The organism is Parahalioglobus pacificus (genome assembly GCF_014652275.1).
GTDB lineage: Bacteria > Pseudomonadota > Gammaproteobacteria > Pseudomonadales > Halieaceae > Parahalioglobus > Parahalioglobus pacificus.
In genome coordinates this window covers 729,187-743,223 of record NZ_BMYM01000001.1, presented here as the reverse complement: position 1 = coordinate 743,223, position 14,037 = coordinate 729,187, and the positions used below count along the sequence as shown (strand labels likewise).

Below are 14,037 nucleotides of genomic sequence, written 5' to 3'. Positions count from 1 at the left end.
TCGCTCATCCAACCCGTTAAGAGCACTGCCTGAATTATGGAATACACCGTCGGACAACGCTGGGTCAGTCACGCCGATGCCCAACTCGGCCTGGGCATAGTGGTAGACATCGATGGCAGGCGTGTGACGCTGAGCTTCCCCGCCGTTGATGAAGAACGCACTTACGCTATCGACACGGCCCCCCTCACCCGGCTGCGCTTCAAGGAAGGCGATCATGTTGCCACCATTGATGGTGTGGAGCTTCTGGTCACGGGCGTGATCGAAGACCGAGGTCTGCTGTTGTACCGCGGCACCGATCATCACGATGAGGAAGTGGTGATCTCCGAGCTGGAGCTCAATGCCTTCGTCCAGCTAACCACGCCGCAGCAACGCCTGCTGAACGGGCACTTTGATCGCAATGACGACTTCGCGCTGCGCGTGGCGACGCTCGATCATCTGGATCGCTTGCAACGCTCCGATGCGCGCGGCCTGATGGGCTCGCGCACCAGCCTGCTGACGCATCAGGTGTACATTGCCAATGAAGTTGGCAAGCGCCACTCACCGCGCGTGTTGTTGGCTGATGAAGTGGGTCTCGGTAAGACCATCGAAGCCGGCATGATTATCCAGCAGCAATTGCTGACGGGCCGTAGCCAGCGCGTTTTAGTAATGGTGCCCGAGAGTCTGTTGCACCAGTGGCTGGTGGAAATGCTGCGCCGATTCAATCTGCGCTTCGCCCTTTTTGATGCGGAGCGCTTGGCAGAGGCCGACGGCGACAACCCCTTTGAAAGCGAACAGTTGATACTCTGTGCCAGCGATCTGTTCCAAGGCCAGGACACGCTGAAAGCTGCGGCACTGGCAGCTCCCTGGGACCTGGTTGTTGTAGACGAAGCCCATCACCTCGCCTGGAGCGAATCGGGCTCGGGCGAAGACTACCAATTGGTGGAGACGCTGGCAGCGCGCAGCCGCGGTCTGTTGCTGCTAACCGCTACGCCGGAACAGGTGGGCCAGGCCAGCCACTTTGCCCGCCTGCGCCTGCTAGACCCCTCACGCTTCCATTCACTGGAAGCTTTTCAAGCCGAGGAACAGGGTTATCGCGCCCTCAGTGCACAGGTGGAAGCGCTACAGGCTAACGAGATTCCCGCTGATTTGCCGGAAGACGTGGATACCACTGAAGGTGCCGATGACATTATCAAGCAGCTGCTTGACCGTCACGGCACCGGCCGTGTGCTATTCCGCAACACGCGCGCAGCCGTACGCGGCTTCCCCGAGCGTCATTTACACCGCTATCCACTGACGCCGCCTGAACAGTACACGCACGCTGTTGTCGACGTGGATGAGAAGCTTCATCCGGAGCGGCCATTTATTGACGATAGCTGGCTGGGCTTTGACCCAAGGGTTAATTGGCTAGAGGAGAAGCTGAAATCACTGCGCCCGCAAAAGGTACTGGTGATCTGCGCCAGTGCCGATACTGCCGTTGCGCTGGAGCATCACTTGCAAATGCGCGCCGGCATTCGCTCCTCTGCTTTCTATGAAGGCCTGACGATTCTTGAGCGGGACCGCGCAGCGGCCTACTTCGCGGATGACGAGAATGGCGCACAGACCCTGGTTTGCTCAGAGATCGGCAGTGAAGGTCGTAACTTCCAGTTTGCACACCACCTGATCCTGTTTGATCTACCACTGAACCCCGACTTGCTCGAGCAGCGCATTGGCCGACTGGACCGTATTGGCCAACAGAGCGACGTAGAAATTCACGTGCCCTACTTGGAAGGCACTGCCCAAGAAGTGCTTTTGGACTGGTTCGACAAAGGCGTCAATCTGTTCACCGACAGTTGCTCAGCAGGCAACATGATCTTCGAACGCTTTAAAGATCGATTACTGCCTGAACTCAACCAGCGCAGCGGTGAATTTGATGCATTGATTGCAGATACCCAAACCTTCACCGCCAGCACGCGCGAAGAACTGCGCGAGGGCCGGGACAGACTGTTGGAGCTTAATTCCTGTAAGCCCTCGGTCGCGGAGCCGGTCATCGAACAGATACTGGCTGATGAGCAAGCCGACACACTGCAGGACTACCTCGAATCCCTGTGCGATAGCTTCGGCGTAGAACATGAGTTTCACTCCGAGCAATGCCTGATATTGCGCCCCACCGAACACATGCTCACCGGCCACTTCCCCCACCTGGGTGAAGAAGGCACCACGGTGACATTCAGTCGCGATATTGCCCTCGCCCGCGAAGACTTACGCTTCCTGACCTGGGAGCATCCCATGCTGGTGGAAGCCATGGACATGGTGCACTCCACCGAGCTGGGCAATGCCGCCATCGCCACACTGAAGCTCAAGGGGATTCCCGCCGGCACGATGCTGCTGGAAACGGTTTACACCGTGAACTGCGTGGCACCGCGTGAACTGCAGGTGGAGCGCTTCCTACCCCTATCGCCCATGCGCTTGCTGGTGGATGCACGCGGCAAGGATCTTGCAGAACTTCTGCCCCATCAGCGTTTGAACGATCGTGTTGAGAAGGTCAAGAAGCCCACGGCGCTAGCCATCATCAAACAGGTGCATGACGACGTCGACGCCAAGATGCGTTTAGCCAGCGCACAGGCCGAGGAGCGCCTGGCTGGCATTCTAGGGGCAGCTGAAGCGACAATGCGCGAGGAACTAGGTGCCGAGCTCGCCCGGCTCGAGGCATTACGGGCAGTGAACCCCAGCATTCGCGATGAGGAGCTGGATCATCTGAGGCACCGCATAGAAGAGTGCGCCATCCATATTCAGCACGCGAACCTGCAGATGCAGGCGCTGCGGTTGATTATTACAACCTGATGAATGCATCTACACGGGGTGGAATACTGCACCCCGTAGCGATGACATCGAGAACCCCCGGGGCTATGAACCCAGGTACAAATGCCAATCCAGCAGCATCAGGCTGAGAAATACTCCGGCAACAAAAATCAACAGATAACCCACGCGACTTGGCGCGCTCAGCAAATCTTCGCGCCACATTGCTGGAATTCGGCTCGCCAACACCAAAGTCAGCAAAGGTATCGTATAGCTGCCAACGAGCAGTGCTCTCGCCCCGTCGTTTAAGCCAAACAGCAGCTGATTAGAAACACGGGCAACATTCAGGAACAGCAGTAAACACACGATGGCGGCCAATGCGAGCAGCCACGCAGCTCTGCGATAACGCACCTCTTGTGCACCCCGATAAATGTGGGAGGTGAAGCTTTGCACCGGGAAGATTACAAAGACCGCTACAAAGATGAGAATGACTGCACCCAGCGCGGCACCCAGAACGCGAGGACTGTGGTACCAGGGCAGGCGTTCAAAGGCCGTTGTGGGTACTGTCCCTAAAAGTACATGGGTGGCACGGCCCGTTTCATCGAAACCAAATGCCAGACGTCCCCCCGAAAGCCTATCCTCAAAGAGTCCGGTATCGATTTCTCGATACGACCTGGGATATTCAAAGCCGGTTACCTGTATTTCTGCGCCTAAACCCTCGGTCACGCTAAGTGGCGATAAGACTCTGCCCAGTTCCGTGAAATCAGAAAAGGAGCTACGGATATTGGCGTAAGTGCCAACAACATTTTCAACCGGCGTCTGGTCAAAGGTATGGGGCTTCACCACCTGCTCTTGCGGAAAATACCTATCCAGCCACGCCTTGCGATAGTCGCTGTGCAGCGCATAGCCCGACTCACTGTTTGTGGAGATGAAAATGCCAATGTCGTGATCGGGAAGCAACAGCATGATGCTCTGAAAGCGCACCGTGGAGCCCCCGTGGCCAAAAATGAACTGTCCGTGACTGCTGAATTCATAAAAACCATGCAGCACCGCGCTGATTCGTGGATCAGCGCGGAACAAATCACTGCGCATACGGTCGACAGTCGCTTTACCTAAAATACGCTCACCGTCGAGCTCCCCACCATTAAGAATGGCACGCATAAACCGCCCCATCGCATGGGCACTGCTGCTCATACCCCCGGCAGATGCCAAAGGCACATACTCGAACTCGCCGGCTCGATAGCTACCATTACGCCAAGCGTATCCGGTCGCAAGCTGCGGCTTGAGCGCGTCGGGAACAGGCTGTCGTACTGTGACCTGCTCCATACCCAACGGTTGAAAAATAGCCGTCTCCACGTACTCCACCCAGGAAAGACCGCTGACGCGCTCCACAATCAATCCGGCCAGTGCCGTTCCATGATTAGAGTACGCCGGCAGCTCCCCCGGGGGACGAACGCGCAGCGGCATTTCGCGCGCGAGGATATCTGGTGCGGGCTCCATAGAGCTCTCATTAAGGGCAAACAGCCTAATGACATGATCCTCAAAGCCCGGTGTATGCGCCATCAGGTGATTCAGTGTGATGGGAGTATCAAACGATGAGGGGACCTGTAGCTCTCCCAGGTAGTCATTGATATCACTGTCCAGATCGAGCTCGCCTGCCTCGTGGAGTTGCATAACGGCAACCCACGTCAGCAGCTTGGTAATCGACGCCACGCGGAACAAAGTGGTATCGGCATTCACTGGCGCCTGAGTATCCAGATGGCTATAGCCATAGCCTTTCTCGAAGAGCACGGTGTCACCCGCGACCACACTAATCACCGCGCCCGGGACATGGTGATTCTCCATGGCCGCTGCCATGAAGCCATCAGTGAACGCTTCTAGCTCGGTACGATTGATATCTGGTGGGCTGGCTGATGCAACAAACGGGAGGCCGATAAGCAACAACGCACGAATGGCTTGTTTAATCACGGGTAGATCACAACCTTGTGAAACGAACGATCAGTCTACACCCCGGCAGCAATTGGATACACGCCGCATACAGGCTCTTACCAACCCAACCAGGCGCTGCGCATGCCCAATGTGACCCCGGTGTCGCTAACACCACAAACCGGCCCCGTCGGCTCACGCCTCGCTGTGGTCCTGAGCCACCCAGCCCAGACCTTCGCCGAAATTGAAGCGGTGCACGGGTGCGATGTCTGTCCGGTTCATCACCGCCTCGGCCAGCGCCATTATCTTGGGGCACACGGGCGCCACGGTTTCGAAGGTTTCAAACCAGTTGATGAACATCCAGAGATAGATATCCAGTACGGTTAATGAGTCACCGAAAAAGTAAGGCCCGGTAACGGTCTTCTCCAGTAGCGCGTAGTTCTCCAGCACAAAACGCTCAGCCGCAGCCTCGACCTCATCGGGGTCTCCATCGGTATAGCGCTGGGCATAGTTCTTGCGCAGTTCACCCTCGTAGATGTTCGCGAGGACAAAGCTCATCCACTGATCCAGTTTGGCACGCGGAAACGACCCTGCTGGCGGCGCCAGGCCCGACTCGGGGTGGCTATCGGCCAGGTACAGAAGAATCGCCAGGGTTTCCGTTAGACAGGCGCCGTCGTCCAGTACCAAGGCCGGTATCTGTCGTCGTGGATTGATCAGCTCAAAATCCGGGTCATTAATCCCTTCAACCGAGTAATCCACCAAACGCCGTTCAAACGGTATACCGAGAACCGCCAGCGTCGCCTCCACGCAGGCGGAACCTGAACCCGGGTTCGCATAGACCTTCATGGCAACACCTCAATCGCTTTTATTCACTGGCGCCATTTACCCACAGCGCACCCCGGTTTCCATTAACGCCATAGGGGTAGTTGTGATCTGTATAGCGATGAGGGCACCAGTCTCGCAGCGGTCCGCGGTGCTGAGGTATAGTCCTAATCGCCCCGGTATTGGTGTCACTACATGAAACTACTGCGCTGGCTGATTGCCGCCCTGCTGACCCTCACGCTCGCTGTCGCATTTCTTCTGCGCAGCGTCGGCGCCAATCTGGGCGCCACGAGTCTCCAGAATGGCGACTGGGCCATTAACATGAGCGTGGGTTCTGCGGACGCTAACGCCCTGCAGCGTGCGAGCGTTGCGCTGGGTGGCCTACTGGGTTCTACCCGCGAAAACTCGGTGTACTACCGTATTGCTTCCGTGGATGGCGAGCCATTAAGGCTGAACTGTGACTATCGCATTGAGGGTGGTGACTACGATGCTAACTGGTGGAGCATCACGGCCTACGGTTGGGACAACTACCTGATCCCCAATCCGCAAAAGCGTTACTCCTACAACAACGAAAACCTTGCCCGTGATAGCGACGGCTCCTGGGTCATTTCAGTCTCGGCGCAGGAGAAGTCCGGCGACTGGATTCCCATTGGGCCCTCCGGCGGACCCCCGTGGCGCAAATTCACAGACAATGATTTCGACCTGCTGCTGCGGCTGTATACACCGGGAGTCGCCTATCTTGAGACACCTGCTTCAGCGCCGGTCCCTACGGTGACACTGGAGGCGTGCCGATGAAAACGAGTGCTCTTTCACTCCTGAAGTGGATCGCCGGCATCGTTGTCGGTGCCTGGCTGGGCCAGTACCTGCTCGCCATGGCACTGCCCAGTCTGGTGATGCAGACGCTCTACAACGTCGGCAGTCAGGACAGCGGGGTGAACACGCTGACCACGCGCTTGGAAACCGATGCAACAAGTCGGCAGGTCGTCAGGCCCAGTCCTGACCTGCTCTATGCCATTTGCTTTTACGATCTGTCGGAGGGTCCCATCACCGTGACAGCGCCAGTACCTGCGAGATACTGGTCTTTGCAGTTCTATCAGATGAATACGGATAACTTCGCCGGTATCACTAACCAGCGTGAGCAGGCCTACCGTATCGGTAGCACAGCTGAAGTGATGCTGGTCAGTGATGGTCAGAATGCCCCAGAGTTCGCCGGTGAGGTGTTCACATCACCGACCACACGTGGCGTCATGCTGCTGCGCGCATCGGCCATCGGCGATAGCTTGGAGAGTCGCCAGGCAATGGCGGCGAGCAGTTGCCGTCCGGCATAAATTCGACTTAACAGTCGGCCCGCTTGTTGGTTTTGTGGCGCCGCTTGCGGCACCAGCTCTCGTCTTCCTCTGCAGCCTCTTCCGTCTGCGCCGATTCGTCCGAAGCGGCATCGGGTACAGTCACAGCAACCGGCAAGGGCGTACCCGCCCCAAAGGACTGAATGCTATTGGCCACTTGATAAACGATGTCATTGGGTACCGGTACACTGAGGTTGTACTGCGCTAACAGCCATCGATCATCACGCTTCACCAGCACACCACTGCCTCGGCATTGCCCCAAGCGATCATGCGCAAGAAGCTCGTCGAAGAAGGCCGTTTCACCGTCACTCAATACACTGATGCTGCGCTCCGTGGGCGTATAGGTCCAACCCTGGCCGCTATCGAAATGGGGTTTTGAGAAGCTGATAAAGCTCTCGCGCTCCCAGCGCTCTGTAGCATCGGTACCCAGAAACACGAAATCGGATGCCATCAGGCCCGTGTAGGTGTCGAGGTCCGCTTCAGCGGCGGCTTGATGGAACTGGTCTATGGCAGTGCCGATAGCGGCCTCCTCCGAGGCCTGCGCACCGGCAAAGCAAAGGAACAATACTAATAGGGGGAACCGGGCCAACGCTTTCATAAGATTCTCGGGTTATCGGTTGAATACTCAATTATTGTGCGCTGCCGGATTCCGGGAGCGCGAAGGCAATCAAGTGGTCTCCAGGAGGGCTTCCACCGCTCCAGTGACCACCGGCCGCAATTACCACATACTGCCGGCCACCCTCTTCCAACTGGTATGTCATTGGCAGCGCGTTGGCAGCGGTAGGCAATGCGCCTTTCCACAGCTCTTCACCGGTTGCCAGTGAGAAGGCTCGAAGATTGTGGTCATTGGAAATGCCCGAGAACACAAGCCCACTGGCCGTCATCATTGGGGCAGCCAGTCCCGGCAACCCCTTCAGGAACCAAAATGGGAACGGTGCCATATTGCGCGTGGTGCCCAGCGGCACACTCCAGATGCGCTTGCCCGCTACGATGTCTATGCCATCCAGAGTGCCCCAAGGCGGCTCACTGCAGGGCACGCCCAGGGGCGATGTCACCATCGAGGTTTCTACACAGTAAGGTGTACCTGCTTGCTGCTGCACCACCTCATCGCACTGTTCCCGAGGAATCAAGCGAGTGGAGCCTGGCACGCGATTGGTATAGACCACCATGACACCGGAATCCGGGTGAATAGCCGGCGATCCCCAGTTGTTGCCACCGGCGTTACTGGGAAAATTGACGCTGCCCTCCAAAGATGGCGGCGTATAGGCGCCTTCATTGCGCATCGCGCTGATTTTGTCGCGGCAGGCTGATTCATCCCAGATCATCATGCCCCAGGCATCATCAGCCGTGAACGGCGGTGTCAGCGTGTAAGGGATGTGTGTAGGGAATGGCTGAGTGGCCGCCAGCGTTTCACCGGGCACACCCTGTTGCGGGACGGGCCGTTCCTCTACCGGCCACAGCGGCTCACCAGTCTCACGGTGCAGGGCAAAGGTCATGCCCATTTTGCTGACCTGTATCACCGCAGGCACGCTCTCGCCATCAATGGTGAGATCAACCAGGGTAGGCTGGGCGGGTGCGTCGTAGTCCCACACATCGTGGTGCACCAGTTGGTAATGCCACACCACTTCACCGGTATCGCCATTGAGTGCAATCACCGAGCTGGAGTAGTAGTCCAGGCCATCGCGATGACCGCCATAGTAATCTGGCTGGGTGTTGCCCGTGGGCAGGAACACCAGGTTGCGCTCTTCGTCCACGGACAAAATCGACCACACATTGGTGGTGCCTGTTACCCAGGTGCCGTCTTCACGGCGCTGCGGCATGCCCGGCGGCACCGGGTTCCATGCCCATGCCCGCTCGCCTGTTCGCGCATCGTAGGCATGCACGACACCACCGGGGGCATCTGTGCGCAGATTATCGAGCACGTAAGAGCCGGTGATGATTTTGTCGCCCAGGATCGCGGGCGGCGAGGTAATGCCAAATTCACGCGGGTGGTGTTCGGCCTGCCCCTCGCTGGTATCTACCTCGCCATTGTTGCCAAAATCGGTGCAACGCTCGCCAGTGCCTGCATCCAGCGCGATCAAGCGTGCATCCAGCGTGCCCACCACAATGCGGTGTTCACAGTAACCGGTCTTACCGGACTGCCAGCTACTCACCCCTCGGCAGTTGGTGAAAACCTGCTCGCTGTCGATGTCCACATCGGCCTCAAAGCGCCAGCGCTGCTCGCCGGTACGCGCATCCAGAGCAAACACGTTATTAAACGGTGAGCAGTAGTAAAGGGTATCTTCCACGAGAATCGGCGTGACTTGCAGCGAGCTTTGCATCACGAAGTTCTCGGGGTCGCGCACGGCCTCGCGCACATCGCCGCTGCGGTGCTCCCACACCTGTTCCAGTTGGGCAACATTCTCAGGGGTAATCTGGCTGGCACGGGAAAAGTGGGTACCGCCGGCCGTTGCACCATAAGCAGGCCAGCCAGCGTGTGGCGGCGCGCTCTGAGTAGGTGCCGAGAGCACGAAAATTGCGGCCACCAGCCACCGTGTTTTTGCAGTTGTAATTGTCAAACTAGCGCGCTCCCAAGCAGCCTTTACATTCTTGTGGTTAGGGATAACATACTGGAAGTTCAGCAACAACATAACGATAATAAAACAGAGGCTCGTAATGAAAAAGCGCCCTGAAAAGGCCCTGGCGGCCGCCTGCCTGTTACCCCTTAGCGGCCTGATCTCTATACCCGTATTCGCCCAGAATGACGGGCTGGCACTGGAAGAAGTGATTGTGACCGCCAGTCGGCGGGAAACCTCGCTACAGGACACACCCATTGCGGTAACGGCAATGACCGCCGACCTGATGGAAGAGCTGAATGTAGTCAGCCCCTTCAGTTACGAAAAACTGGTGCCCTCCCTCACCTACCAGGAACAACCTAACCGACTGTCCATTCGTGGTGTTGGACGCTTTACCAACGCGCTGGGTGTGAGCCCGGGTGTCGCCATCTATAACGATGGCGTTTACCAATCGGAAGCAGCCTCCCTGAACACGCAGGCGATCAATATTGAGCGCACGGAAGTGCTGCGAGGCCCACAGGGCACCCTGTATGGCCGCAACACCACCGGTGGCGCAGTCAACATCATCTCACGCAAACCTTCTGCGGAGTTCGAAGTGGATATGCGCGTGAGAATGGGAAACTACGACCTGCGCGAATACTCCGGCGTTATCAGTGGCCCCATTACCGACAATCTGCGGTTCAAGCTGCACGGGCAGGACACCGCGCGCGATGGACTGCAGCGTAACTTTGCCGGGCGCGATATCCGCGAAGCCAACAGCGACTACTACGAAGGCCAGCTTGAATGGGATGTTACCGATCGCCTTAACCTCTGGTTTGAGTACAGCGAATACGCCTACGACTTCGTTCCCGGCGATTCTGTCAGTGAAGATCCCTACGACTGCGCCAACTTCTGGAGCGGCCTGGGCATGAGCGCCCAGTTCCTAGAGTGCCAGGCGGGGCAAGAGAACCCATCCATTGGCGACCCCCGGCGCCTGGCTTACAACACACCGGGCTTTCAGCGCCTCACCGACAATCAGGGCATCGCCTTCAATGCGCGCTATGACCTGGGCTTTGCCGAGCTGTCCTACCTCTACGGTTCGGTAGAGTATGACTATGACCAGCGCACCGATTATGACCGCACGCCCAACGAGGACTACAGCGTGCTGCTGGACATTGGCCAATATCAGGACCAGACCACGCATGAGCTGCAAGTGACCTCGGACTGGGACCAAAGCTGGGACTTCATCGTTGGCTTGTATTACTTTGAAGACCTTAACGAGCAGCCCTTCAAGATCAACGCACCTGACTGGCCGCAGTACCAGACGGTGATCTCACCCAGTTTCGACCAAACCTGGTCTAATCCCGATGGCATTATTTACTTCCAGAACGGGGTTCTGGACATTGAAAGCTGGGCGCTGTTCGGCGAGGCCGACATCCCGCTCACCGATAACTGGACCTTGACAGTAGGCGCACGCTACTCCGACGACAAATTTGATGGCGGCGAAACTCAGCTGCAGTACTACGACCTGCAAAGGGAGGGCTTGCCCTTCGCCTTTGACGCCAGTCAGTCGACCTTCGCCGGTGATCCTAAGCGCTACACAGACACCATAGACGCCACGTACAGTGATAGCTTCGATAACGTCAGCGGCAAGATCAATCTCAGTTACCGCACAGACTCCAACCAACTGTTATGGGGCACTGTGTCCAGCGGCTACAAAATGGGCGGCGTTCGCCTGGGCTCACTGGAGCAGTTTTACAGTGAAGCGGCGGGTGTACCCTCGGACGGACGCTTCGAAGAAGAGGAAGTCATTACCTACGAATTAGGCTGGAAAGGCGTGCTGCTGGACAACCGCCTGCAGACCGAGGTGGTGAGCTACTTCAGCGATTACACCAATATGCAGCAGCTGCGTAATTTCCAGACGCCTCCCCCGGCCAACCTGACACTAGGAGAGGTGGTGAATCTGGATACCGAGATGTATGGCCTGGAAGTCAGCGGTACCTATCTTGTCACGGATAACCTGCGGGCCATACTCGCGTACTCGTACAACAATACCGAGATTACCGAAGAGGCCTTCTTCGAAAACTTCACTTACGGTGATCGCAACGAAGATGGCAATATCATCCCAACCAATGTCGACGGTAACCAGTTGACGCTGACGCCTGAGAACAAGCTTGCGTTAACCATGCACTACTTCTGGCCCACCGCCATGGGGGAGTTCTCTTTTGGTGGCACCTACAGCTATATGGACGAGCGCTTCTTCGATCTGGAAAACTTCGACAGTGAAGGCAGCTATAGCATTCTCGACTTGCAAGCGTCCTGGACCAGCGACACCGGCCGTTACAAAATTCTGGCAAGCATGACCAATGCGCTGGATGAAGAGGCTTACAACACCTTCGGCTGCACTGTGAATGGCGGCGCGGAGTTCGGGACCTCGGAGTTCATCAGACGCTGCGCCGGCAATCCCATCAATCAGCGCCTGTGGGATGTACAGTTTATGGTGAAGCTGTAACAGAAGCGCACTAGCGAGCAGCGCAACGTGGAAACAACACCGCCGCTGAATGCCAGACTGAAGCTCGGCTACGGGCTGGGGCAGTTTGGCTGGGCCGCGAAGGATGTGAGTTTCCACTACTTCCTGTTTTTCTATTACACCCAGTTATTAGGGCTGTCAGCCAGTCTCGCCGGGTTGGCCGCACTCCTGGCACTGGTGGTCGACGGGATCTCCGACCCCATCATCGGGCAGGTATCTGACAACTGGCGCCGCGGCAAATGGGGGCGCCGTCATCCCCTGATGGCAATGGCGCTGCTGCCATTCATCGCTGCACTCATAGCAATCTTTAACCCGCCCCCAGGGCTTGAGCAGTCTTCCCTGTTCGCCTGGTATCTGGTGATGGCGATTGCCGTACGCACCTTTCTAACGCTGTACACGGTGCCACACATGGCATTGGGTGCGGAGCTATCGGAAGACTATCAGGAGCGCACCAGTATCTCGGTGTACCGGGTTGCCTTTGGCTACGTGGGCGGGTTACTGATTCAGGTCATCGCCTGGTTTGTGGTGATACCCGCAGCCATTGACGCCGGGAACGCAGCACAGGGCTACAGCAGTGTGGGCATTGTTGCGGCGCTGATTGCCACCTTCGGCATGACGATCGCTTTCTTCAGCACACGCTCGCGCATTCCCTATCTGGTTCGCACCAGCAATGAGCAGCAGGGCCGCCCCTGGTATCTGGCATTCACTGACATCCTTGCCATCTTCAAGCACCCGTCGGCCGCTGTTTTGCTTGGGGCAAGCCTGATTCTTACCGTCGCAATGGGCATCGGCAATACCATGCTGCTGCACGTCAATAGCTATTTCTACGGCTTCAGCAGTGAGCAGATTGGCGTATTCATGCTCGCTGTCTTCTTTGCCCTGCTGCCCTCCTCTGCACTGGCGCTGTGGGGCTCGCGGCGCTGGGGCAAACGCAAAGCGGTTATCGTGTTTATCGTCGTCAGCAGCCTCTTACACCCCATTGCACCATTGCTGCACCTGTACGGATTTACGCCACCTACGGGCAGCACCGCCTTGCTCGGCGTTGTCTGCCTATTTGTTGTGATTAACCAGTGCTTCACCATCGCAATACTGCACACCTCCGGCGCCATGCTCCCGGACGTGGTGGACGAGATGGAGTTGAGCACGCAGCTGCGTCAGGAGGGCATGCTCAATTCCGCATTAATGCTCACCCAGAAAGTGACCTTTGGCTTGGGCTCTTTTTGCGCGGGGCTGGCCATCGACTACGCTGGCTTTGCCGGTGTCACCAGTGCCGCTGATACTACGCCCGAAATGCTGACCCGATTGGTGTGGGTCTACGGAGCAGGCATCGCACTGCTTAAACTGGCAGGCGCGGCTACGTTCTTGCGGTACCAGCTCTCGGAGTCTCGCTGCAAATCCATTCAAGCCACACTGGCAGAGCGACGTGAGGAGCAATCGGCTTACGCCGCACAAAGCAAGGCCTAAGCCCGTCTCACACCCTTGCTCCGGCATTAGCTCCAATACATGCTAGTCTCTGCTGCTCAGCCAATGGCGGAAACCCTTAATGATCGGTGAAATGCTGCAAGCGCTCCTACGGGGCGGTGTACCCATGCTGGCATTGTCCTTTGGCATGGTGTCCTGGGCGCTGTACCGGGGCTGGCTCTCTGGCGATAGCGTCAGCGAATTACAAGAGAGCATTTCGGCACTGGGCAAAAACCAGAAGGACAAGAAAAGCCGGCGCCAGATGAATCCCGCCATGGATAAGTGGTTTCGATTCGGCGGCGGCTTTTATGGACTGGTGGCGCTGTATACTTGGCTATTGCTCGAGTGGCCCGATGTAACAACTTTTATCAGCGGTATGAGCGAACTGCTGTTCAGCTTTGACGCCGGTGCCGTACTTAAGTTGGTTCTACAACTAGTCATTGATTCCTTCATCAACTTTGGTCTGGCCATCGCCTGGCCCGCTTACTGGCTGCAGGACAACCGTAATCCCTGGGAACTGCTTTTCGTAGCATACGGTGGTTATTGGCTGGGGATCAACGCGGCGCAATACGCCTGGCAGCAAGGCTGGACCACATCGGCCATCGCAAGACTGCAGCAGCGCTGGCAATCCATAACTGCAAACTCTGACACGGAGTAACAGCCC

10 protein-coding genes are annotated in these 14,037 nt (G+C 57.3%); 6 read left to right on the top strand and 4 right to left on the bottom strand.

Annotation, left to right across the window (positions count from 1 at the left end):
• Positions 1 to 36 precede the first annotated feature (36 nt).
• On the top strand, positions 37 to 2,799 hold the full coding sequence (gene rapA / locus IE089_RS03430; RefSeq protein ID WP_189475165.1) for an RNA polymerase-associated protein RapA: 2,763 nt from the start codon (positions 37 to 39) through the stop codon (positions 2,797 to 2,799).
• A 63-nt stretch (positions 2,800 to 2,862) separates the two neighbouring features.
• Here the strand turns inward: rapA and IE089_RS03425 are convergent, their stop codons facing one another.
• Both IE089_RS03425 and IE089_RS03420 read right to left on the bottom strand, forming a co-directional pair.
• On the bottom strand, positions 2,863 to 4,722 hold the full coding sequence (locus tag IE089_RS03425) for a serine hydrolase domain-containing protein (protein WP_189475163.1): 1,860 nt from the start codon (positions 4,720 to 4,722) through the stop codon (positions 2,863 to 2,865).
• Positions 4,723 to 4,875: 153 nt separating this feature from the next.
• A complete protein-coding gene (locus IE089_RS03420; protein WP_189475162.1) occupies positions 4,876 to 5,526 on the bottom strand; it encodes a glutathione S-transferase family protein in 651 nt (216 codons plus the stop codon).
• Between the two features lie 171 nt (positions 5,527 to 5,697).
• Here IE089_RS03420 and IE089_RS03415 point away from each other — a divergent pair, with 171 nt between their 5' ends.
• The gene (locus IE089_RS03415; protein WP_189475160.1) at positions 5,698 to 6,297 is read left to right on the top strand and encodes a DUF1214 domain-containing protein; all 600 of its coding nucleotides are present in this window, start codon (positions 5,698 to 5,700) and stop codon (positions 6,295 to 6,297) included.
• Positions 6,294 to 6,830, top strand: a complete 537-nt coding sequence (locus IE089_RS03410; RefSeq protein WP_189475158.1) for a DUF1254 domain-containing protein — start codon at positions 6,294 to 6,296, stop codon at positions 6,828 to 6,830. The genes IE089_RS03415 and IE089_RS03410 overlap by 4 nt, the downstream gene beginning before the upstream one ends.
• A 7-nt stretch (positions 6,831 to 6,837) precedes the next feature.
• On the opposite strand, the gene IE089_RS03405 is transcribed toward IE089_RS03410, so the two are convergent.
• Positions 6,838 to 7,446: a nuclear transport factor 2 family protein gene (locus IE089_RS03405; RefSeq protein ID WP_189475156.1), complete on the bottom strand. Its 609-nt coding sequence runs from the start codon at positions 7,444 to 7,446 to the stop codon at positions 6,838 to 6,840.
• Positions 7,447 to 7,477: 31 nt separating this feature from the next.
• Positions 7,478 to 9,406, bottom strand: coding sequence for a pyrroloquinoline quinone-dependent dehydrogenase (locus IE089_RS03400; protein WP_229802564.1), 1,929 nt, complete (start codon positions 9,404 to 9,406; stop codon positions 7,478 to 7,480).
• 97 nt (positions 9,407 to 9,503) lie between these two features.
• On the opposite strand from IE089_RS03400, the gene IE089_RS03395 reads away from it, so the two are divergent.
• From IE089_RS03395 to IE089_RS03385, 3 genes are all read left to right on the top strand, one after another.
• A complete protein-coding gene (locus IE089_RS03395; protein ID WP_189475151.1) occupies positions 9,504 to 11,894 on the top strand; it encodes a TonB-dependent receptor in 2,391 nt (796 codons plus the stop codon).
• A 27-nt stretch (positions 11,895 to 11,921) separates the two neighbouring features.
• Entirely contained in the window at positions 11,922 to 13,376 is a 1,455-nt protein-coding gene (locus IE089_RS03390) for an MFS transporter (RefSeq protein WP_189475149.1), read from the top strand.
• A 79-nt stretch (positions 13,377 to 13,455) separates the two neighbouring features.
• Positions 13,456 to 14,031 (top strand): hypothetical protein, encoded by a 576-nt coding sequence (locus tag IE089_RS03385; RefSeq protein ID WP_189475147.1) that lies wholly within the window; start codon positions 13,456 to 13,458, stop codon positions 14,029 to 14,031.
• The last annotated feature ends 6 nt before the right edge of the window (positions 14,032 to 14,037 follow it).